A 20921-nucleotide genomic window follows, 5' to 3' on the forward strand; every position below is an offset into this window, starting at 1 on the left:
GGGGGAAACCCTAGGCTGTCGCCATGTCCGCCGACGATGCCGTGATCGACCTGGACGCGCACCGGCACGAATCCGCCGGGCCGACCACCGGCCGCGCCCGGCACACCGTCCGACCCCGGATCATCCTCGGTCTGGTGGCCGCCTTCGCGGCCGGTGCCGTGCTGGGCGGTTGGGGCGTCGACCGGGCACAGGAGGCACGCGCCCGACAGGAGCGGGACGCGGCAGTCGCGCTGGTGGCCATTCCCGCCGGAACGGAGGGCGGCGGCACGAACTCCGACGGCCGGGCCCGGATCGAGGGGTCGCTGGCCGTGGTCAACGCTGGGCCGGCCCCGGTCACGGTCCGGTCGGTCCGGGCGGAGAGTCCCACCGTGCTCGTCCGGGATCTCGGCCGGACCCGGCTGATCCGGCCCGGCGGCACCGGCTGGATCGGCGTGGTGGTGCTGTTCCAGTGCGGGGAGGCACCCGCAGCGGAGCCGCTGCCGGTCCGGTTCTCCGTGCAGACCGCCGACGGGCAGGTCAGGGAGGCCCGCTACCCGGTCGCCATCGTGGGCAGCACCTGGCTCGACGTGCTGTCCACCATGTGCGAGCCCCGATAGCCGGACCGTCAGGGGCCGGATATCCGTTTGCGGCGGTGCGGGCATCCGCCTAGGTTCGACGTCGACGCCAACACCGACCAACCGGGGAGCACACCGTGTCGCCGTACCTCAGCACATTGACCACGCGGTTCACGCCGCGCGGCGGCGTGCTGTTGCCAGCCGGCGAACAGGCCCGGGGTTGTCGGTGGCGATCGGGGTGGCGGCGCGGATAGCGCCAGCGCGACGTGCGCAGCCGCCCACCCCACCAGGGGACCGGGCGGCTTTTTCGATCCCCGACACCCGCCGAGGGGTGTAGCTCAACGGGTAGAGCACCGGATTCCAAACCCGACGGTCGCAGGTTCGAATCCTGTCACCCCTGCTCCCACTAACGAGGAGAACGACCATGGCATTCACCCCGCTGCCGGGCACCAAGGCGCCGGTACGGGTCTGGACCGACCCGTACGGCATCGAGCCGCAGGCCGCGCAGCAGTTGCGCAACATCGGCGCGCTGCCCTGGGTGCAGGGCGTCGCCGTGATGCCGGACGTGCACTACGGCAAGGGCGCCACGGTCGGCTCGGTGATCGCGATGCGGCAGGCCGTCTCGCCGGCCGCCGTCGGGGTGGACATCGGCTGCGGGATGAGCGCGGTACGGACCTCGCTCACCGCCGCCGACCTGCCCGACGACCTCGCGCCGCTGCGGTCGGCGATCGAGGCGGTGGTGCCGGTCGGCTTCGCCAAGCGGGACGACCCGGTCGACCCGCGTCGGGTCCGGGGTCTGGAGCAGCGCGGCTGGGACGACTTCTGGGCCCGGTTCGCCACCCTGGACCGCCGGGTGGCGCAGCTGGAGAGCCGGGCCCGGCACCAGCTCGGCACCCTCGGCGGTGGCAACCACTTCATCGAGGTCTGCGTCGAGCAGGACGGCCCGGACGCCGGGCAGGTCTGGTTGATGCTGCACTCCGGTTCCCGCAACATCGGCAAGGAGCTGGCCGAGCGGCACATCGGGGTGGCCCGTGCCCTGCCGCACAACGCCGACCTGCCCGACCGGGACCTGGCGGTGTTCCTCGCCGGCACCCCGGAGATGGACGCCTACCGGCGGGACCTGTGGTGGGCGCAGGAGTACGCGCGGCGCAACCGGGCGGTCATGCTGGCCCTGCTCTGCGGCGTGGTGCGGGACGCCTTCCCGCAGGTCAGCTACGGGGAGCCGATCTCCTGCCACCACAACTACGTGGCCGAGGAGCAGTACGACGGGGTGGACGTGCTGGTCACCCGCAAGGGGGCGATCCGGGCCGGCCGGGGGGACCTGGGCATCATCCCGGGGTCGATGGGCACCGGGTCGTACATCGTGCGGGGTCGGGGGAACCCGGACGCGTACTGCTCGGCGTCGCACGGGGCCGGCCGGCGGATGTCGCGGGCGCAGGCGAAGCGGACGTACGACACCGCCGACCTGGTGCGGCAGACCGCCGGGGTGGAGTGCCGCAAGGACGCCGGGGTGGTCGACGAGATCCCCGGCGCGTACAAGGACATCACCGAGGTGATGGCCCAGCAGGACGACCTGGTCGAGGTGGTGGCCCACCTCAAGCAGGTGGTCTGTGTGAAGGGTTAGACCGGTCGACGCCCCCGGGTCATTTGCGTCGTCGGGTTTTTGCTGGTCACTGCGGCGATGAGGTCGTGTCAAGGTGTTGTGCAGGGTGGCGAGGACAGCAGGTCCGGTGCCGGTACGGGCTTGATGAAGGTTCTCACGAAAAGTGACGCCCCGACACGCCGCGGGCCTTCTCCAATGGCGACAAGTCGCTCGGTCATCTGCCATTGGAGAAGGCCCGCTCAGGTCAAGGGCGTAATACCGGAGCAAGATATCTGTCGACGGACACCGGTCAGTGAGTGGCGGTGAAGTTGTACAGATCCGACGCGGTGTCGTCGAAATAGGGCGACCACCACAAGGTCGGTGCCGCGTACGAGTTGAGTGTGCTGTTGACCCCGTTGAGGTAGCCCCAGTTCCCATCCCAGTCGATCAACCACGGGCCGCCGCTGGCGCCTGCGGTCAGGTCGCAGTTGATGCGGATCCGCGCCCCGGACTGGGTCGAGTTGCCGCTGCACCTCAACAGGTTGCCGCCGTCGAACGGCGCGTCGCTCGGGTAGCCGAAGTTGTTGATGCCGACCGCGAAGCCCTGCTGCGTACGGAAGCCGTGGCCCCCGAACTGGTTGACGATGTGGACGCCGTTCCGGGTGTTCATGATGGCCACGGCCATGTCGGCCTCCCAGTTGGAGCTGTCGATCCAACTGCTCCAGGTCCACAGCTCGCGGGCCGTCCAGGTGCCGTGCGGCCGGGGGTCGGCTAGGTCATCGTCGTACGCCGGGACGAACGACCAGTTGGTGGCCAGACTGCTGCCGGGGCCGCCGTGGATGCAGTGGCCAGCCGTCCACACGGTATTGAAGCCAACCGAGTTGATGACCGCGCCGGAGCAGACCCACGATCCGCCGTCCATGTTGAAGAAGACCTTGCCGTTGGACCGGGCGGTCGGGTGGTTGGAGCCGAGGTTCGGGTTGATGACCTGCGTGGACATGCCCGGGGTACCCATCAGGCCCGCCACCGGAGGCACATCCACCGGCGCGGACCGGTTCGTCGGCGCGGCGGACGAGGTCCCTCCACTCTGGGCAAAACGCCGTGCGGCGGCCTTGTACGAGGGAGACTCCTCGACGGGCCTGGCATTGCGCATCCGCTCGGGCGTCCAATACGCCTCGATCGCCGCGTCGGCAGTCACCTGCGCGCCGTACCGCTGCCTGCCGGCCGCCCACGCCTCGGCGCTGACGGTCGTGCCCACCTGACGGATGCTGTCACCGTCGGCGTGCGGAGCCGCCTGCGCCGGCTGGCCGACGGTCAGCAGCGGCAGGGCCAGAGCCAGAGCCAGGACGGGGGGCCTTCGGCGTCGACCAACGAATGTTCCTGCTCTCATCGGAAATCCCTCTTCTCGGGCCGCATGACATACCGGGGATTTCCCCGGTCGATTTCGATATTCGGTCCTCTGCGGCTGGTCATGCGGCCATTCTGGACCGGGTCAAACATCGTTGGAGTGCCGCTGTCGAGAAATAGACAGACGTATGTCGATCAGTGCGATCCACAATTGCCGATCAGTCGTCGTTGTCGTGGCTCCGCCCGGCGGGCCCGATGCCAACGAGCCCAGGTTCGAATCCTGGTCGGGGCACTCCCCGCCCCCTGTCACCGCGCGGGCGCGATGACAGGGGGCGGAATAGCCTTCATGTCATGAGTGGTACGTATCAGGGCTCCCGGGACCAGGCGAATCCCCTGCGCCAGCTTCGGCTGGACCAGCTGCGGCGACGGACGAGCGTCAAGTGGCGGGAGTACCCGGACGACGTGCTGCCGCTCTGGGTGGCGGAGATGGACGTGCCGCTCGCCGAGCCGGTCGCGCGGGCGATCACCGATGCCGTCACGCTCGGCGACACCGGCTACACCGCTGGCACGGCGTACCCGGAGGCACTGGCGGAGTTCGCCCGGCGTCGCTGGGGCTGGGACGGGCTGGCCGTGGAGCGGACCGCGCTGGTGCCCGACGTGATGCACGGCGTGGTCGAGGCGTTGCGGCTGCTGACCGGGCCCGGTGACGCGGTGGTCGTCAACTGCCCGGTCTACCCACCGTTCTACGGTTTCGTCGGGTACGCCGGCCGCCGGATCGTGGAGGCACCGCTCGGCGACGACCTGCGGATCGACCTCGGCACCCTGGACGAGGCGTTCCGGGTGGCCCGCTCCGGCGGGCGGCCGGCGGCGTACCTGCTCTGCAACCCGCACAACCCGACCGGCGTCCTGCACACCGCCGACGAGTTGACCGCCGTCGCCGCGCTGGCCGGGCGGTACGGCGTGCGGGTGGTCGCCGACGAGATCCACGCCCCGCTGGTCGGCGCGGGAGCACGCTTCGTGCCGTACCTCTCGGTGCCCGGCGCGGAGCACGGCCTGTCGCTGATGTCCGCCTCCAAGGGGTGGAACCTGGCCGGTCTGCGGGGTGGGCTGCTCGTCGCCGGTCCGGCCGCCGCCGGGGACCTCGCCCGGGTTCCCTTCGAGGTCAGCGTCGGCACCAGCCACCTCGGGGTGATCGCCCACACCGCCGCGTTCCGGGACGGGGGTGACTGGCTCGACGCCCTGCTGACCGGCCTGGACGACAACCGTCGGTTCCTCGCCGCGCTGCTCGCCGAGCACCTGCCGGCCGTCCGGTACCGACCCGGCCAGGCCACCTACCTCGCCTGGCTCGACTGTCGAGGGCTGGGCCTCGGCGACGATCCCGCCGCCGTCTTCCTCGACCGGGGCCGGGTGGCGCTCAACTCCGGCCTGGACTTCGGCACCGGCGGCGCCGGCCACGTCCGGCTGAACCTGGCCACCTCCCCGGAGCTGCTCACCGAGGCGGTACGCCGGATGGCCACCGCCGTCACCTGAGCGCGGCGGCTCACGCCGCGTCGAGTTTGTAGCCGACCCCGCGTACGGTGCGGACCAGCCGGGACGCGGTCGGGTCGTGGTCGACCTTGGCGCGCAACCGTTGCACCGCCACGTCGACCAGGCGGGAGTCGCCGAGGTGGGAGTGCCGCCACACCCGGTCCAGCAGCACCTCCCGGGTGAACACCTGGCCGGGCCGGCGGGCCAACTCGGTCAGCAGCCGGAACTCGGTGGCGGTGAGGGGCAGTTCCCGTCCGTCGCGGCGGGCCACGAAGCGGGCCGGGTCGACCTCCAGCGGCCCGACGGTCAGCACGGGTTCGGTGGGCACGGCGTGGCCCCGGCGCAGCGCCGCCCGGACCCGGGCCACCAGTTCCGACAGGTCGAACGGCTTGCGCAGGCAGTCGTCCGCGCCGCACTCCAGGCCGACCACCACGTCGATGGTGTCGGTGCTGGCGGTCAACAGCAGGATCGGCACCTGGCTGCTGCGCCGGATCTCCCGGCAGACCTCGAGGCCGTCCAGACCGGGCAGCAGCGTGTCCAGAATGATCAGGTCGATCAGCCCGGCCCGCCAGGCGGCGAGCGCGGCCCGCCCGTCGGCGGCGGTGCTGACCCGGAACCCGGCCCGGCGCAGACCGAGGGCGGTGACCTCCCGAATGGAGGCATCGTCCTCGACCAGCAGCACCCGGCCGTCCATGGTGTTCCCAGGGTAGTCCCGGGGTGGCCCGTCCCGACCCGGCGCAACGGCCGGTGCCGGGAGCCGATCGACGTCGGTCCCCGGCCCGCCGGGCGGTCACCGCCGCCGTCACTCCTGCCACTGGTGCGCCACGTCGAGCACGATCCGACTGTGTGTGCCGGGGCCGGCGAGCAGCAGCACCCGGAACGGCAACTGCGCCCGGACGCCGACGGCGAAGGTGCTGTAGCCCTCGAAGGTGCCGCCGTAGACGACGTCACGCAGGGTGCGGTAGCCGAGCACGGTCGCCACGTGGTCGCCGGCCCGGTACGGGTAGCCGAGCGCCGGCTCCCGCAACTGCACCCGCAGCACCGCCCCGCCCGCCGTGTACGGCGACACCGGCAGCCCCTGCCCCTCGGTGAACACGTCGCCGTAACCGACCGCGTAGCCGTCGGCGGACCCGTCGAACTCGAAGACCAGTCGGTCGTAGCAGTCCTGCTGGCCGGTGCGGGTGGTCAGCAGCGGTGCCGGGTTCAGGTCGCCGCCGGTCTTCCCGGCGCTGCCCCAGGTGATCCCGCAGTAGGGCGCGGCGGTGACGCCGGTGCGGAGCCGGCCGGCGGCGGTCGCCGTACCGACGGTGGTGAGCAGCACGGCCAGCACGGCCGTGACCGCCGTCAGGGTCCTGGTGGAACGCATGGTGACCTTCCGCTCGACGGTGTCCGGCCACGGTGGCCGGTCGAGTCGACGGTGCGCCACCCGTGCCACGGTGCCCGCACCATGACGTAACAGCGGGGCAACAACCGCGCCAGGCTCCCTGTCGCGATTTCTAGCCGAGGTCGTGTACCTCCAGCCCTCGCATGATCAGCATCTGCATCGAGCCGAACCCGTGGAGATCGGCGTCGGATGACAGGTTCGCCACCTCGCGCAGCACCGGTTCGACGTCGATGGCGCACTCGCGGGCTCGGTTGCACAGCGACCAGATCGTCATCAGCTCGTCGCGCGGATCGGCACCCTGATCCATCGCGGAGACATGGACGAGTCGTCGGCGGAACTCCCCGACCGAATCCCACGCCACCGGTAGGTGGGCGGCCCAGCGGAAGGACGGGTAAGCCCGAAAGATGTCTCGGACCTCCGCACGGGCCGGCGCTGCGCCGGTCTCGTACGCATCCAACAGCGCATCGAGCGCGGCGGACGCCTCGGCCACCACCCCGGCTTCTTCCAGCGGCGGCGGCGCTTGCCGGAGCCCGGCCATCCAGTTCGGATCGTTGAGGTCGACCGGGCGCTCGGCGATGTACCGCAACAGATCGTCGATCACGGCGACATCCGCACGGACCGCGGCAAGATTCATGCCGTCATTGTGCTGCCCCACAGGAGATCCATGGCTGGTCCGGCCACCGGGTGCACAGGTCAGGGGCGGGTCAAGCCGATGGTGGCGGCGAGGCGGGTGACGTCGGCCGGGGTGGGGCCGGCGCGGAGCACGGCGGTCAGGGCGACCCGGGCGGCGGGGCGGGCGCGGACTTCGGCGGGGGCGATGTGGTCGGCGGTGACCAGGGCCCGCCCGGCGGCGTCGTGGTCACCGAGGTCGAGGTGGGCCCGGGTGATGTCGATGAGGTGGGCGGCGCGGTGTTCGGCGGGGAGCCGCCGCCAACCCTCCTGGTCGGTGGCCCGGCGGTGCAGGGCGACGGCCCGATGGTGGTCGCCGAGGCGGGTCGCGGTCAGGGCACGGGCGAGGTCGACGCTGGTGGGGCCGAACGTCGCGCCGTCCTGGTCGTACCGTTCGTGGTCGGCGGCGAGGTGGGCGGCGCGTTCGGTCAGGTCGTGGGCGGTGACGGCGTCGCCGCTACCGGCGGCGGCGAGGGCGGCTTCGACGAGTAGCGTCCCGGTCAGGGCCCGTGCCGGCGGGTGGCCGTCCGCCGCCGCCGGATCGAGTTGGCGTACGGCGGTGAGCGCGGCGGTCGTGGCCAGCCGACCCCGCCGCAGCGCGCGGAGCACCTGCGCGAGCGACACCGCCGCGAGCCCGATCCGCATCGGGTCACCGCGGGTGGCGGCCATCATGGCCCGGTCGGCGGCCAGCCAGGCCAGGTGCGCGTCGCCGAGCTTGACCAGGGTCTGGGCGGTGAGCCGGTAGACCCGCACCAGCAGAGCGAGCACGGGCGGGTCCACCAGGCTGACGTGGCAGGCGTGGCGGCTGTCGGCGAGCAGGTCGGGCAGCATCCGCAACACCTGGGGGTGCTGCCCGTTGCGGTACGCCGTCCACGCGTAGCCCGCCTGGTCGTCGAGCTGCCGCACCGCCGTCCCGACCGGGCGGACGCCGGAGCGTCGTGCCGGGCCAGGGCGGCCCAGACCCGTTCCACGGCAGCACCGACGTCGGTGGCCGGTGCCGGTGGGTGCCGACCGGTGAGCAGGAGCTGCGGCGCGACGCCGAGCGCACCGGCCACCGTCTCGATGACGGAGAGCCGATCGAGGGTACGCACCCCCCGCTCGACCTTGTCGACCCAGCTCTTCGACTTGCCGATCCGGTCGGCGAAGACCTGTTGGCTCATGCCCCGGCGGGCCCGTAACTCGGCCATCCGCCGTCCGATCGGCGGCTTACTGCCGGTGCGCTGCCGGCCGGGGCCGGTCACCTGTCGTGCCCCGGCACCGGCACGGTGTGGGTGGACCCACCGCAGCGGGGACACCACCGGGACTTGACCCGGAAGGCGAGCAACCCGAGCAGGAAGCCCGGCACCAACCCCCCGAACAGGACCGACAGCACACCGGCGATCACGAGCGCCCCCGCTCTCCCGCCCCGGCAGCGGAACTGTCCGCCGGGGTGTGGTGATGGGACCAGGGAGTTACGACAGCATCGTGCTGCATGGGGCCGCTCCTACGTGGGATCGATTCCGTGGCCCCTACCCCGTCCGTGCTCGCCAAGGAACCGGTCGGTATAGGGGCCTTCCCTCGTAGGCAAGGATGACAGATTGTCTGCAGACAATCAATGCGTCTTAGGTTACCTGCGGCTAGTTGCCGGCGGGGAGCTCGTATACCAGCTCGTACATCTCGGCATCGAGCACCATGAGAGACACCTCGACGCAGCGATCGTCCGCGTAGGCATACCTGGTGATCTCGAAGACCAGGCTGCCTTCTCGGCGCAGGCTCAGCCCCTCTCGCCCGTCGACCCCGTTGATCTCCTCGGGGGTCGGTGCACGGCTGATGACCCGTTCCACGAATCTCGTCGGTCGGAAGCCCTGCTCGGCGAGCCGGGCGAACGTGCCGCCGGGTCCAGTGTCCGTGTGTTCGATCCGCGTGCCACGGGTCAGATCCGTCGGTAGGTAGGCGGTGGCGAGCTGTACTGAACGCCGGTCCCGGACGTAACGGCGATACCTCGACAGCACCACGTCGCTACGCGGCACTCCGAGAGCGTCGGCGACCTGTGCCGGTGGTACGACATCGCCGACTGTGACATCGACGGCCTTGGGTGGGTTCGCCGAGTCGTGTGCCTGGATCGACAGCCCGCGTCCCCATCGATCTGCCGAGAGTCTGCCCGGTGAGATGCGTGGGATGCGGCTGGCCCGCACGAAGCTGCCGGAGCCCCGGCGCGACTCGACCAAGCCCTCGGCTCTGAGGCGGTCGATGGCCTTCTCTGCAACGCCACGTGCTACGGCCTCGTCGGGGTTCGCGGCGAACTCGCGAATGGTGGGGAGCTTCGCGCCGGCTTCGTAGCCCTTCACGCCTTCCTTGATCCTGCGCCTGAGCTCGGCAGCGAAGCTGTCGGCGCTGTGCTTCCGGCCGTGGCCGCTCGCGTCGTTCATCGGATTCTCCAACTGTCGTCTGACAGAAGGCTACTTGCGGGACGGTTCGGGTATCCGACCAACCCAATGGTCGACCGCCAGAAATTTATCTTAGGTTGCATGAACTGTCATAAGACAATATCGATTACTTAAAGCGTCTGTTTCGATGCTTTCTGTCCAAGACTTCAACGTCACTCAACCGAGGTGTCGAGGTCAAGCCCTTCGACTCGACTTCGATCGCCCGGCGTTGGCTAACGCTGGACTACCTCAACCACGAACGTCGTCACCGCAGTGAGTGCGGCCGCGATCGACAGCGGGAGAGCCTGTGTTTCCCTCAGCCGCACGACGGCGCGGGGGCCGCCGCGACGGGCAATCTCGGTTGATCCTCCGCCTCCTTGGTGTGGTCATTGACAAAACTCTTACTGCTCATGCCTGGGCTGCCTTCCAGGCTTCTACTACTGCTCCGACAACGACTTCTCAGGGTCACGGTGATGTAGCTGTCCGCGTTGGCGGCAAGGCGTGCCGCCGGAATGAGTCCCCCTGAATGCCATATTCGACAGCACTGCAGGCCGTTCAACAGCTCAACAACGGCTGGTTGCAGTCGGCAAAAGCTGCACCGCCCCGGACCGGAAGTGGTTGGCCTGCTCCACCACCGCCGGCATGGCCACCAGGCACCAGGTGCTTCGTCCGGCTACGTAGGCGGCGTCACAGGTGTCGGGTCAGTGTCCGCGCTGATGCACCCCGAGCGTCGAGGCCGTGAGTCTCCCCACCGACCGATCGTTATACCCATAGTGTCCGAATGGCACCCTCGTAGGAGGTCCGACCATGCACCGTCGTCTGACTACGCTGCTCGCCGCGCCGCTGCTCGCCGCGCTCGCCGCCTGCGGCACCGTCGCCGCGCAGGCCGCGCCGCAGCTGCCGCCCTCGTCGCCCGTGCCGGGGCAGTCGTACTGGCCAGGTCAGGAGGCGCTGATGGACGCCGGCGCTCGGGTGGGTGAGGTCGCCCCGGGTCGGTGGCCGGCCGCGTACGCCGGCGTGGCCGTGGACATGCCGGGCGGGCGCCTGCTGGTCTACCGCGTGCCGACCTCCGGTATGGACGCGGCGGTACGCGCCCTGGCGCCGGCGGTGCTGGTCGACTTCGTCGACGCTACGTACTCGGGGGCGAGTCTTGAGGAATGGGCCGCTAAGGTTCGGGACGACCAGGCGTTCTGGCAGCAGCGTGGGGTGACGGTGCACAGTGTCGGCACCGATTTTGGCAGGTGCGTGACGGTGGGCCTGGCTGACCCGCAACGCGACGGCGGGAAGGTGCTTGCCCGCTACTCCAGAGCGGCGTTGTGCGTGGAGCAGGGGTACGCCTCGGACCCACTTACGGCGAACTGAGCCAGCGTCGAGGGCCGCACGCTCATCAGACGCAAAACCCGGCTCCTGGACAGCGACCGCGTCTCTCCCCAGACCCGGCAGGAACTAACGTCTATTGACTACAGCCTGCGGGCAGACGGAGTCACCGGCACAGGGACGGGCAGATGAACGACGACCACGACGCCGCCGGAGCCATGCGCTTCATCTTCGAGGCCGGCGTTCTCAAGCGCGCCGCCCGAACCGGGTGGTGGTTCGCCGGCGTCAAAGACCCCGAATCCATCGCCGACCACTCGTTCCGGACCGCGCTGATCGGGATGGTGCTCGCCGCCATGGAGGGTGCCGACCCGGCCCGGGTGTCGATGCTGTGCGTCCTGCACGACACCCAGGAAACCCGGATCACCGACATCCCGCACATCGCCAGGCGCTATCTCACCGCCGCGCCTAACGCCACGGTCACCGCCGATCAGGTCGCCGCCTGCCCGCCGGCCGTCGCCGACCTGATCAACGCCGCCGTCGCCGAGTACGAAGCGGGCGAGACGCCGGAGGCCATCGTCGCCCGCGACGCCGACAAGCTGGAGTGCCTCGTCCAGGCGGTCGAATACCGCCACCAGGGCATCGGCGACGTCCAACGCTGGATCGACAGCTCACGTGCGGCACTGAAGACCGCCGGCGCGCACCGCCTGGCGGAAGCCGCCCTCAGCGGAGAACCCCTCGGCTGGCTCACCCCGCCTCCGGTGTAGCCCCCAGGCGTCAGCTGCGGGACGTGGTCGCGCAGCACGTGCTTTCGTCGTCGGTTGCGGGCGGGGTCGGCGCGGAGGTGCCGTACTGGTCGGAGTCGCCCTTGACCACGTACACCTCCCAGCGCTCGTCGCCGGGTCCACGGACCCAGACCTTGTCCTGGACGGCGTAGCAGCAGGAGGTGTCGTTTTCGGTCAGGGTGATCAGCCCGGCCTCGGTGAGCCGGTCGGTGGCGGCGGTGACCTGCGCGCCGTCGAACACCTCGACGCCGAGGTGGTCGAGCGCGGTGGCCTGGTCCGGGTCGCCTTCGAGCAGGACCAGCTTCAGCGGGGGCTCCTCGATGGCGAAGTTGGCGTAGCCGGGTCGCCGCTTGGCCGGCTCGGTGCCGAACAGCTTCGAGTAGAACGCGATCGACCCTTCCAGGTCGGCGACGCGCAGGGCGAGCTGGACGCGGGACATCCCACACCTCCTGTTGTTTAGATAACTGTCTAGGCAGAGAATTGCACTCTGGTTCGATGCTTGTCAAACTAGACGGGTGTCGAGACAAGAGCTGCCAGTCCTCGCCGACCCGTCGGCCTGCTGCACGCCGATGGTCACCGAGGCCCTGACGGAGGACGCCGCCGCCGGTCTGGCGCGCGGCTTCAAGGCCCTCGGTGATCCGGTACGGCTGCGGCTGCTGTCCCTGATCGCCGCGCGGGCCGGCGGCGAGGTGTGCGTGTGCGAGCTGACCGACGCGTTCACCCTGACCGGCCCGACGATCTCCCACCACCTGAAGGTGCTGCGTGAGGCCGGGTTGATCGACTGCCAGCGCCGGGGCACCTGGGTCTACTACTGGATCGTCCCGGCCCGTCTCGCCGTCCTGTCCCAGCTCCTGGACGTGTCGGCCGCCGCCGCGTCGACCGGGCCGACCCGGTGACGCCCGACCCGCCGCACGCCGTGCTGCGTCGGGCGTCGGCGGAACTGGTCGGCACCGGCCTGCTCGTCACCGCCGTGGTCGGCTCCGGGATCGCCGCCACCCGCCTGTCGCCGGGCGACGTGGGGCTGCAACTGCTGGAGAACAGCATCGCCACCGCATTCGCCCTCGGCGCGTTGATCCTCATCTTCGGCCCGGTGTCCGGTGCCCACCTCAACCCCGTCGTGTCGCTCGCCGACTGGTGGCAGGCCCGCCGTACGGGAGCCGGTCTGTCGACCCGTGACCTCGGCGCGTACGTCGTGGCGCAGGCGCTCGGTGCGGTCGGCGGCACGGTCCTCGCGCACCTGATGTTCGGGTTGCCCGCCGTCACGGTCTCCACCCACCGGCGGGACGGGGGCGGACTGTGGTTGGCCGAGGTCGTCGCGACCGCCGGGCTCCTGCTGCTGATCGCCGCCCTCGCCCGGTCCCGCCGGACCGACTTCGCTCCGGCGGCGGTCGGGGCATGGATCGGCGGCGCGTACTGGTTCACCGCCTCCACCTCGTTCGCCAACCCGGCCGTCACGATCGGCCGCATGTTCACCGACACGTTCGCCGGCATCGCCCCCACCTCGGCGGCCGGGTTCGTCGCCGCGCAGCTCGCCGCCGTCGGGGTCGCGGTCGCCGCGATCACCTGGTGGTATCCGACCGTCCGACAGCGGGACGGCGTGGCGGTCGAGCTGGCACCGGCGCAGCCGGAACGGGCCGCCTCATGACCGGCGTCCGGTCGCCCCGACCCGGTCTCGTGCCGATGACCGACGAGCACGCCCCGGCGGTGCTCGACATCTACCGGCACGGGATCGCCACCGGCGACGCCACCTTCGAGACCGAACCACCCACCTGGGCCCGGTTCGCCGCCACCCGCCTGCCCGGACACCGTTGGGTCGCCGTCGACCACACGGCTGCCGGCCGCGTGCTCGGCTGGGTCGCGTGCACCCCGGTGTCCGACCGGTGCGTCTACGCCGGGGTCGTGGAGCACTCCGTCTACGTCCACCCCGACGCCCGGGGCCGAGGCGTCGGCCGGCTCCTGCTGCACCGACTCATCGACTCCACCGAACAGGCCGGCATCTGGACCATCCAGTCCGGGGTCTTCCCCGAGAACACCGCCAGCCTCGCCCTGCACCACGCCTGCGGCTTCCGCACCATCGGCGTCCGCGAACGCCTCGGCCGCCACCACGACCGGTGGCGCGACGTCGTCCTCATCGAACGCCGCAGTCCCACCGTCACCTGACCGCCGCCGCACCGGAAGAGGTCCACCCATGAGCACCCCCACCCGGCACACCACGCCGTCGGTGCTGTTCGTCTGCGTCCACAACGCCGGCCGTTCCCAGATGGCCGCCGGGTGGCTGCGCCACCTCGCCGGGGACGCCGTCGAGGTCCGCTCCGCCGGCTCCGCACCCGCCGAACACGTCAACCCCGTCGCGGTCGAAGCCATGCGCGAGGTCGGCATCGACATCGCGGGTGAACAGCCGAAGATCCTCGACTGGGACACCGCCGAGGCCAGCGACGTGATCGTCACGATGGGCTGCGGCGACACCTGCCCCGTCTTCCCCGGCACACGCTATGAGGACTGGAAACTCACCGACCCCGCCGGCCAGCCGCTGTCCGTCGTCCGCGAGGTCCGCGACGAGATCCGCCAGCACGTCGCCCGGCTCCTCGACGACCTGACCTGAGTGTTCAACCTGATCGATCTCGTTCACCGGCCCTAAATGGTTTGCCGGTGGTCGGCCGGCGTTGGGATGCTGCGGCCGACCGGGAGCGGGGGAGGGGCCAGCATGCCGTCGGAGTCCGAGCCGGAAGTCCGTACCGTGTCAGGTGTCCTGCGCGGCTGCCGGGAGGCGGGCCGGGCGGTGTTCCGGGGCATCCCGTACGCCGAACCGCCCGTCGGTGCCCTCCGGTTCGCCGCGCCGCAGCCGGTACGCGGCTGGGACGGCGTACGTCAGGCGTTCGCCTTCGGTCCGCCGCCCCCGCAGCCCGGCGCGTTCGGGACGTCCCCGCAGGGGACCGGCGACGACTGGCTGACGCTCAACGTCTGGACGCCGGACCCGGACCCGGCGGCCGGGTTGCCGGTGCTGGTGTGGATTCCCGGTGGCGGCTACCTCGTCGGCTGTTCCGGCCTGCCGGAGTACGACGGCGGGCACCTCGCCGGCGGCGGCACCGTCGTGGTGACGCTCAATTACCGCCTCGGCTTCGAGGGTTTCGGGCAGCTCGACGGGGCACCGGCCAACCGGGGGCTGCTCGACCAGGTGGCGGCCCTGGAGTGGGTGCGGGACAACATCCGCGCCTTCGGCGGCGACCCGGACCGGGTGACGGTCGTCGGGCAGTCGGCCGGCGGCGGCTCGGTCGCCGCGCTGCTGGCGATGCCGCGCGCCGCCGGGCTGTTCCGGCGGGCGGTCGCGCAGAGCGTCCCGGGGACGTTCTTCTCACCCGACCTGGCCGCCGACGTCACCGCCGCCTGCGCCGCCGAGCTGGGGGTACGACCGACCCTGGCCGACCTGTCGGCGGTGCCGCCGGATCGGCTGCCGGCCGTGGGCCAGGCGATCTCGGCCAAGATTCTCCAGTGGCGGGAGCGGTGGGGTCAGATCACCCACCGGCCGATCCCGTTCGCGCCGGTCGTCGACGGTGACGTGCTGCCGGCGACCCCGTGGCGGGCGCTGGCCGACGGTGCCGCGCGGGACGTCGACCTGCTCGTCGGGCACACCCGCGACGAGCACCGGCTGTTCAGCCTGCTCGACGGCGTGCTCGGCCAGGTCACGCCGGAGCAGACCGGGACGGCGCTGCGGATGCTGGCCCCCGGCCCGGACGGTGCCCGCCGCTACCGGGAGGCGTTCCCGGCCGCCACCGACGAGCAGCTCTACGAGCTGGTCAACGCCGACTGGCTGTTCCGGATGCCGAGCCTGCACCTGGCCGAGGCGCAACTCGTCGGGGGCGGCCGGGCGTACCTCTACGAGTTGACCTGGCCGGCGCCGGGCCTGGGCGGTGACCTCGGTGCCTGTCACGGTCTCGACGTGCCGCTGGTCTTCGGCAACCTGACCAGCGGGCAGCCCGCCATGCTGATCGGTGATCCACCTCCGCCGGCGGCGCACGAGCTGTCCGGGCAGCTCCGCGAAGCGTGGACGACGTTCGCCGCGACCGGCGACCCCGGCTGGCCGTCGTACGACGCCGGTCGCCGTACCCGGATCTTCGACGGGCGGTCGACGGTGGCCGCGTATCCGGAGGACGCCTCCCGGCTGCTGTGGCGGGACCACACCTTCGGCGCGCTCCCGCTGCTCGCCTGACCGCGCCGGGGCGGCGGCGGAACCCGGCCGCGTCACCGCCCGGCACCACCACCGGTGGCGGTGCGGGTGAACCGGTCGGCGAGCAGCGCGAACGCCTCGGTGAGGGCCGGCGGGCCGACGACGGTGATGCCGGTGTCGTACCGGGCGACGGCGGCGGCCAGGCTCACCCAGGACCACGACCCGAGGGTGAGCCGGCACCGGTCGGGGGCGATCTCCTCGACGAGGCCGTCGCGGGTGTGCCGGGCCACGGCCGCCGCAGGCAGGTCGAGCAGCACCGTGCCCCGGCACGGCCAGTCCGCCGACCCGCCGGCCGACCCCCGGAAGACCCCGGTGAGGTACGTGGCGACGTCCCCGCCGGGCAGGGGTCTCGGGGTGAAGCGGGGCCCGTGCGGCGGGCGCAGGGTGATCCGGTCGACGCGGAAGGTCCGCCAGTCGGCCCGCTCGAGGTCCCAGGCGACGAGGTACCATCGGCCGTCCCAGGTGACGACGTGATGCGGCTCGGCGTGCCGGGCCGGCCCGGCGGTCCGGTCGGTGCCGTAGTCGAAGCGCAGGATCTCGCGGGCGTGCACGGCGGTGCCGAGCGCCAGCAGCACCTCGCCGTCGACCGGTTCGGCCGCCGTGGTGGCGGGTCGCGCGACGGCGGTCACGCTGAGCGTCCCGACCCGCTGCCGCAGCCGGGCAGGCAGCACCTGTCGTACGGTGTGCAGCGCCCGCGCGGCGGCGTCCGCGAGTGCTCCGTCGGCACCGGTCGCCGCGACCTGGAGCGCGACGGTCAGGGCGACGGCCTGTTCGTCGTCGAACAGCAGCGGGGGCAGCTCGGTGCCGGCGTCGAGCCGGTAACCACCGTCGGGGCCCTTGACGGCGGCGACGGGGTAGCCGAGTTCCCGCAGCCGGTCGACGTCGCGGCGCACCGTACGCAGGCTGATGCCCAGCCGTTCGGCCAGCACCCCGCCGGGCCAGTCCCGCCGGCTCTGCAACAGCGACAGCAGGGCGAGCAGGCGGGCGGACGTGGTCGGCATGAGGGGAGATTCTGCCAGCAGTAGGTGCCACAACCTGTCACCTACTGCTGCGAATCTTCTTCCTGACCAGCCCATTTCCGGGCGTCGAGCACCATCAGCAAGGAGTCGACCATGGCCATCTCCGCCACCACGCACCTCAACTTCCGGGGTGACGCCCGCGCGGCGCTGGAGTTCTACCGGTCCGTGTTCGGTGGCCGCAGCACCGTCGTCAGCTACGGCGACCTGGGCATGCCGAAGGACCTGCCGGACGCCGACCGGGTCGTCTTCGGCCAGGTCACCGCCGACAACGGCTTCGCCGTCATGGCCTACGACGTGCCCGCCGGGGCACCCGCCGCAGCCGCGCCGACCGCCACCACCCGTGAGAACGGGACGACGCTGACCGGCGAGCGGTTCTTCGTCTCCGTCCGGGGCGACAGCGCCGAGGAGGTCGGCGTGCTCTGGCACCGGCTCGCCGAGGACGCCCAGGTGATCGAGGAGTACGGCCCGTCGCCGTGGGCCCCGGGGTTCGGCATGCTCACCGACCGGTTCGGCGTGACGTGGGTCCTCGACGTCGCAACCCCGTACGCTGGCTGACCGCCCGGTCCGGGTCGGCACCCGCTGCCGACCCGGACCGGCGGGTCATTCGGTGCGCAGCCCGTCGGCGCGGGTGAGCCGCCACAGCAGGGGCAGGCTCAGCCCGGTGATCGCCAGGACGGTCAGCGCGCCGAGCCCGACGGAGAAGCCGACCACCGGCCAGGCGACCGTGACCGGGGCCTGCACCATCCGCAGCAGGGCCGCGCCGAGGCCGAGCCCGAAGCCGGCGGCCAGCACCAGCCCGACCCCGACCGGCAGGGCGGTCTGCCACAGCACCGACCAGCCGAGGGTGCTGCGTCGGGTGCCCACCGCCACCAGCATCGCCAGCAGGCGGCGGCGCTCCCGCAGCTGCTCCAGCGTGCCGACCAGCATGCTGGTGGCGATCAGCAGCAGCGTGACGACCGTGCCGATGGCCAGGCCACGCTGGATGTCGGCGAACCGGGGCGACACGATCGTCGAGGACAGCACGGACACGGGGGTGGTCAGGTCGATCGCGGCGGCGGCGTTGCGCACGTGTTCGACCGCGTCGGGGGCGGCCGGGTCGAGCTGGAGGTAGACGGTCGAGCGCAACGGACCGAGGGTCCGCGAGCCGACCGCGCCGGGGGTGACCAGCACCGCGTTCTGCATCCAGCCGGCCGGGTCGGGCCGGGCCTGTGCGGGCCGCGCCGTCGCCGGCACCCGCCACCGTGACCCGTCCTCGACGGTCAGCGTCGTGCCGGCGGGGACGACCGCCGGGTCGCGCGGATCGGACACCAGGAACGTGTCCCCGTCCACGCACCTGTCGAGATGGGCGAACTCGGCCAGTGCGGCGCAGTCGCCGATCCGGACGTCCACCGGCAGGCCGTCCGGCGAGCCGGCGTTGGCCCCGACGCTGAGGGTGCCGGTGGCGGCGGTCACCCCAGCCGCCCCGCCGAGCTGGCGCAGCACCCGGGCCAGGTCCGGCTGGTCGCGGAACTGCACCTGCACCTGCGCCCGGGAGGTGTCCTGCCCGCTGGCGGTGGTGAAGTCCCCGGCGATCCCGGCGAAGAGCATCTGCAGGCCGATGGTGCCGGCGACGGCGACCGCGATGCCGTTGACCAGCCGGGCGGAGGTGGCGCTGTCCAGCTGCACCCGACGGACCGCGAGCTGCCAGGACACCGGGCCGCCGCGCAGCCGCCGGACCAGCAGGTCGGTCAGCCAGGGCAGCAGGGTGACCGTGCCGATCAGCAGCAGCACCGCCCCGGCCGGCACCACCCACCTGGTGATCCCGCCGTCGCCGTCGCGCAGACCGGCCACGGGCAGCAGCAGGGCCAGGCCGGCGGCGGGCAGCACCAGCCGCCACCAGAGCCGACGACGCGCCGGGGTGCCGCGCCGGGCCACTCCGAGTGGCTCGACCACGACCGCGCGCAGCGCCAGCATCGCCACCAGCACGGCCAGCGCCGGCACGGCCAGCACGACGGCCAGCAGCAACGCGGTGGGCGGCCGGATGTCGGCGGCGTACACGCTGATGTCGTAGAGGGTGACCAGCGGGACGAGCTGGCGGCCGGCGAGCAGGAGTCCGATGCCGACGGCGACCCCGAGCAGGGCACCGGCGGCGGCCTCTCCGGCGGCGATCCGCCGGACCATGGTGGTGTCCGCGCCGACCAGGCGCAGCGCGGCGAGCCGCCGGTCGCGTCGTTCGCCGCCGTAGCGCACGGCGGAGCCGAGGAACACCGCGATGGGCAGCAGCAGCACCACGAAGATGACCGCCACCAGCAGCATCAGCACCGGGCCGAGCCCCTCGCCGGGCAGCCCGCCGCCGAAGCGGTCCAGCCGGGTCGCCCCGGACGTGTCGGTCAACCGGTCGTCGCCCTGGTAGTAGGCCAGTTCGTTGGGGCCGGCGAGGCCCTCGTCGGCGATCGTCCCGGTGACCCGCGCGCCGCCCAGCCGGGGGGCGAACAGCGGGCCGTCGGGGGAGTCGAGCAGCCGGCGCAGGGCGGGGGAGACGACCACCTCGCCGGGGGCGGGCAGGGCGGTCAACCCCGGCGGGACGGGCGCGGCCGGTCCCTCCGGCCGCAGCAGCCGCCCCCGCACCGGCCGGCCCCGGAACTCGGTGTCCAGCGCGTGGACCAGCAGGGTGCCGGGACCGGCCGTGACCTGTTCGCCGAACCGCAGGTCGTCGCGGGCGTCGCCGCGCGCCTGCCGGGCGTCGAGCGCCCCGGGCACGGCGGTGGCCAGCAGCAGCATGGCCACCCCGATCCCGACACCGACGGCGGTGAGCAGGGCCCGGATCCAACCCTCCCGGCCGCCCGTGACGGCCATCCGGGCACCCATCGCCAGGTCCGCGAGCGCGCCCCGACCGGTCACGCCGCCACCTCCAGATTCCGGGTACGCCCGTCGCGCACCACGACCTCCCGGTCGGAGTACGCGGCCACCCGCGCCTCGTGGGTGACCAGGACCACCGCCGCCCCGGTGTCCCGGGCGGCCTCGGTGAGCAGCCGCATGACCCGTTCGCCGTTGAGCGAGTCCAGGGCGCCGGTGGGCTCGTCGGCGAAGATCACCCGGGGGCGGGTGACCAGTGCACGGGCCACCGCGACGCGCTGCCCCTGACCGCCGGAGACCTCGCCGGGGCGCTTGCCGGCCACCTCGGTGACCTCCAGCCGTTCCAGCCACTGCCCGGCCCGCTGCTCGGCCTCGCGGCGGGGGACGCGGGCCAGCCGCAGCGGCAGCGCGACGTTCTCCAGGCAGGTCAGTTCGGGCACCAGCTGCCCGAACTGGAAGACGAAGCCGAACTGCTCCCGGCGCAGGGCGCTGCGCTGGGCGTCGCTCATCGTCACCAGGTCCCGGCCGTCGAAGACGACCCGGCCCCGGTCGGGGCGGACGATCCCGGCCAGGCAGTGCAGCAGGGTGGACTTGCCGGAGCCGGACGAGCCGAGCACCGCGACCACCTCGCCCTCGTCGATGCGTAGCCCGGCGTCGACCAGCGCGACGGTCTCGCCGAAGCTGCGGTGCAGACCCTCGGCGACCAGCAGCGGGGTGCTCATGCGCGCACCCGCGCGGCCAACTCGTCGAGCCGGGCGGTGGTCAGTTCCAGCCAGCGCAGATCGGCCTCCAGGTGGAACAGGGCGTGGTCGCAGATCAACTGCTCGGCGAGGTCGCCACCGCGCTTGCGTCGGGTCAGCTCCCGCATGAGCCGCAGGTGCTCGGCGCGCTGCACGTCGAGCAGTTCGGCCGCCTCGCGGCCGGTGAGCAGGGCGAGCACGACCTTGGTGTAGAGGACGCTCTGCAGGTAGGGCTCGGGTTGTTCCGGGCGGGCCAGCCACTGCGCCACGTCGGCGACGCCGGCCTCGGTGATGGCGTACCGCTTGCGGTCGGGGCCCTCGCCGGGCTCCACCGCCTCCACCTCGACCAGGCCGCCGCGCAGCAGCCGGGACAGGGTCGCGTAGACCTGGCCGTAGGCGACCGGGCGGGAGTGGCCGAAGTGTTCGTCGTAGCGCCGTTTGATGTCGTAGCCGTGCCGGGGGGTCGCCTCCAGCAGGCCGAGAAAGGTCTGGCCGATGGACATGCGGGAGACTATACACATCGCGTATACGCGCG

The 20921-nt window shown here is 72.2% G+C and carries 22 protein-coding genes, 1 tRNA gene and 3 pseudogenes; 13 read left to right on the forward strand and 13 right to left on the reverse strand.

The window, feature by feature from the left end:
• Positions 1 to 23 precede the first annotated feature (23 nt).
• The 3 genes from ACWCHM_RS11050 (at position 24) to ACWCHM_RS11060 (ending at position 2178) form a co-directional block, all read left to right on the forward strand.
• On the forward strand, positions 24 to 596 hold the full coding sequence (locus ACWCHM_RS11050) for a hypothetical protein (RefSeq protein ID WP_281897260.1): 573 nt from the start codon (positions 24 to 26) through the stop codon (positions 594 to 596).
• A gap of 285 nt (positions 597 to 881) precedes the next feature.
• Positions 882 to 954 (forward strand) — tRNA-Trp (locus ACWCHM_RS11055).
• Between the two features lie 24 nt (positions 955 to 978).
• Positions 979 to 2178 (forward strand): RtcB family protein, encoded by a 1200-nt coding sequence (locus tag ACWCHM_RS11060; RefSeq protein WP_454222328.1) that lies wholly within the window; start codon positions 979 to 981, stop codon positions 2176 to 2178.
• A gap of 268 nt (positions 2179 to 2446) precedes the next feature.
• Here ACWCHM_RS11060 and ACWCHM_RS11065 read toward each other — a convergent pair whose 3' ends face one another.
• Complete coding sequence (locus tag ACWCHM_RS11065; protein ID WP_454222329.1) at positions 2447 to 3394, reverse strand: trypsin-like serine peptidase; 948 nt, start codon at positions 3392 to 3394, stop codon at positions 2447 to 2449.
• 440 nt (positions 3395 to 3834) lie between these two features.
• Here ACWCHM_RS11065 and ACWCHM_RS11070 point away from each other — a divergent pair, with 440 nt between their 5' ends.
• Complete coding sequence (locus ACWCHM_RS11070; protein ID WP_454222330.1) at positions 3835 to 5013, forward strand: MalY/PatB family protein; 1179 nt, start codon at positions 3835 to 3837, stop codon at positions 5011 to 5013.
• A 10-nt stretch (positions 5014 to 5023) separates the two neighbouring features.
• On the opposite strand, the gene ACWCHM_RS11075 is transcribed toward ACWCHM_RS11070, so the two are convergent.
• The 7 genes and pseudogenes from ACWCHM_RS11075 to ACWCHM_RS11105 all read right to left on the reverse strand — a co-directional run bounded on the left by ACWCHM_RS11075 (position 5024) and on the right by ACWCHM_RS11105 (position 9471).
• Positions 5024 to 5704 carry a response regulator gene (locus ACWCHM_RS11075; RefSeq protein WP_454222331.1) on the reverse strand — a complete coding sequence of 227 codons (681 nt, stop codon included), beginning with the start codon at positions 5702 to 5704 and terminating at the stop codon, positions 5024 to 5026.
• 108 nt (positions 5705 to 5812) lie between these two features.
• On the reverse strand, positions 5813 to 6436 hold the full coding sequence (locus tag ACWCHM_RS11080) for an AMIN-like domain-containing (lipo)protein (protein WP_454222332.1): 624 nt from the start codon (positions 6434 to 6436) through the stop codon (positions 5813 to 5815).
• A 70-nt stretch (positions 6437 to 6506) separates the two neighbouring features.
• On the reverse strand, positions 6507 to 7028 hold the full coding sequence (locus tag ACWCHM_RS11085) for a hypothetical protein (protein WP_454222333.1): 522 nt from the start codon (positions 7026 to 7028) through the stop codon (positions 6507 to 6509).
• Between the two features lie 59 nt (positions 7029 to 7087).
• Positions 7088 to 7969 carry a helix-turn-helix domain-containing protein gene (locus ACWCHM_RS11090; RefSeq protein ID WP_454223247.1) on the reverse strand — a complete coding sequence of 294 codons (882 nt, stop codon included), beginning with the start codon at positions 7967 to 7969 and terminating at the stop codon, positions 7088 to 7090.
• A 176-nt stretch (positions 7970 to 8145) separates the two neighbouring features.
• Positions 8146 to 8250 (reverse strand): annotated as a pseudogene (locus ACWCHM_RS11095) (helix-turn-helix domain-containing protein); the annotation flags it as partial.
• Between the two features lie 50 nt (positions 8251 to 8300).
• The gene (locus tag ACWCHM_RS11100; protein WP_364314566.1) at positions 8301 to 8447 is read right to left on the reverse strand and encodes a hypothetical protein; all 147 of its coding nucleotides are present in this window, start codon (positions 8445 to 8447) and stop codon (positions 8301 to 8303) included.
• Positions 8448 to 8679: 232 nt separating this feature from the next.
• Positions 8680 to 9471: a GntR family transcriptional regulator gene (locus tag ACWCHM_RS11105; RefSeq protein WP_454222334.1), complete on the reverse strand. Its 792-nt coding sequence runs from the start codon at positions 9469 to 9471 to the stop codon at positions 8680 to 8682.
• 804 nt (positions 9472 to 10275) lie between these two features.
• Between ACWCHM_RS11105 and ACWCHM_RS11110 the strand changes: the two genes are divergently transcribed.
• From ACWCHM_RS11110 to ACWCHM_RS11120, 3 genes and pseudogenes are all read left to right on the forward strand, one after another.
• On the forward strand, positions 10276 to 10830 hold the full coding sequence (locus ACWCHM_RS11110) for a hypothetical protein (RefSeq protein ID WP_454222335.1): 555 nt from the start codon (positions 10276 to 10278) through the stop codon (positions 10828 to 10830).
• A 9-nt stretch (positions 10831 to 10839) separates the two neighbouring features.
• A pseudogene (locus tag ACWCHM_RS11115) lies at positions 10840 to 10977 on the forward strand (transcriptional regulator); the annotation flags it as partial.
• Positions 10974 to 11549, forward strand: a complete 576-nt coding sequence (locus tag ACWCHM_RS11120) for an HD domain-containing protein (protein WP_454222336.1) — start codon at positions 10974 to 10976, stop codon at positions 11547 to 11549. The pseudogene ACWCHM_RS11115 and the gene ACWCHM_RS11120, both read left to right, overlap by 4 nt.
• 10 nt (positions 11550 to 11559) lie before the next feature.
• On the opposite strand, the gene ACWCHM_RS11125 is transcribed toward ACWCHM_RS11120, so the two are convergent.
• Entirely contained in the window at positions 11560 to 12006 is a 447-nt protein-coding gene (locus tag ACWCHM_RS11125) for an ArsI/CadI family heavy metal resistance metalloenzyme (protein ID WP_454222338.1), read from the reverse strand.
• Between the two features lie 76 nt (positions 12007 to 12082).
• On the opposite strand from ACWCHM_RS11125, the gene ACWCHM_RS11130 reads away from it, so the two are divergent.
• The 5 genes and pseudogenes from ACWCHM_RS11130 (at position 12083) to ACWCHM_RS11150 (ending at position 15774) form a co-directional block, all read left to right on the forward strand.
• Positions 12083 to 12463, forward strand: coding sequence for an ArsR/SmtB family transcription factor (locus tag ACWCHM_RS11130; RefSeq protein ID WP_372446010.1), 381 nt, complete (start codon positions 12083 to 12085; stop codon positions 12461 to 12463).
• Positions 12460 to 13188: pseudogene (locus ACWCHM_RS11135) on the forward strand (aquaporin); the annotation flags it as partial. The gene ACWCHM_RS11130 and the pseudogene ACWCHM_RS11135, both read left to right, overlap by 4 nt.
• Before the next feature lie 59 nt (positions 13189 to 13247).
• Positions 13248 to 13727: an N-acetyltransferase family protein gene (locus tag ACWCHM_RS11140; protein WP_454222339.1), complete on the forward strand. Its 480-nt coding sequence runs from the start codon at positions 13248 to 13250 to the stop codon at positions 13725 to 13727.
• Between the two features lie 28 nt (positions 13728 to 13755).
• Positions 13756 to 14169 carry an arsenate reductase ArsC gene (locus ACWCHM_RS11145; RefSeq protein WP_454222340.1) on the forward strand — a complete coding sequence of 138 codons (414 nt, stop codon included), beginning with the start codon at positions 13756 to 13758 and terminating at the stop codon, positions 14167 to 14169.
• Positions 14170 to 14271: 102 nt separating this feature from the next.
• The gene (locus ACWCHM_RS11150; RefSeq protein WP_454222341.1) at positions 14272 to 15774 is read left to right on the forward strand and encodes a carboxylesterase/lipase family protein; all 1503 of its coding nucleotides are present in this window, start codon (positions 14272 to 14274) and stop codon (positions 15772 to 15774) included.
• A 32-nt stretch (positions 15775 to 15806) separates the two neighbouring features.
• On the opposite strand, the gene ACWCHM_RS11155 is transcribed toward ACWCHM_RS11150, so the two are convergent.
• Positions 15807 to 16793, reverse strand: coding sequence for a helix-turn-helix transcriptional regulator (locus ACWCHM_RS11155; RefSeq protein WP_454222342.1), 987 nt, complete (start codon positions 16791 to 16793; stop codon positions 15807 to 15809).
• Between the two features lie 111 nt (positions 16794 to 16904).
• Between ACWCHM_RS11155 and ACWCHM_RS11160 the strand changes: the two genes are divergently transcribed.
• The gene (locus tag ACWCHM_RS11160; RefSeq protein WP_281897287.1) at positions 16905 to 17366 is read left to right on the forward strand and encodes a VOC family protein; all 462 of its coding nucleotides are present in this window, start codon (positions 16905 to 16907) and stop codon (positions 17364 to 17366) included.
• 45 nt (positions 17367 to 17411) lie between these two features.
• Here ACWCHM_RS11160 and ACWCHM_RS11165 read toward each other — a convergent pair whose 3' ends face one another.
• The 3 genes from ACWCHM_RS11165 to ACWCHM_RS11175 are packed head-to-tail and all read right to left on the reverse strand — an operon-like array spanning position 17412 to position 20889.
• Positions 17412 to 19691: an FtsX-like permease family protein gene (locus ACWCHM_RS11165; RefSeq protein WP_454222344.1), complete on the reverse strand. Its 2280-nt coding sequence runs from the start codon at positions 19689 to 19691 to the stop codon at positions 17412 to 17414.
• Complete coding sequence (locus ACWCHM_RS11170; protein WP_454222345.1) at positions 19688 to 20368, reverse strand: ABC transporter ATP-binding protein; 681 nt, start codon at positions 20366 to 20368, stop codon at positions 19688 to 19690. Before ACWCHM_RS11170 ends, ACWCHM_RS11165 begins: the two co-directional genes overlap by 4 nt.
• Complete coding sequence (locus ACWCHM_RS11175) at positions 20365 to 20889, reverse strand: PadR family transcriptional regulator (protein ID WP_088646373.1); 525 nt, start codon at positions 20887 to 20889, stop codon at positions 20365 to 20367. Before ACWCHM_RS11175 ends, ACWCHM_RS11170 begins: the two co-directional genes overlap by 4 nt.
• Positions 20890 to 20921: the final 32 nt, after the last annotated feature.

The sequence above is a fragment of the Micromonospora sp. SCSIO 07396 genome (assembly GCF_053667945.1).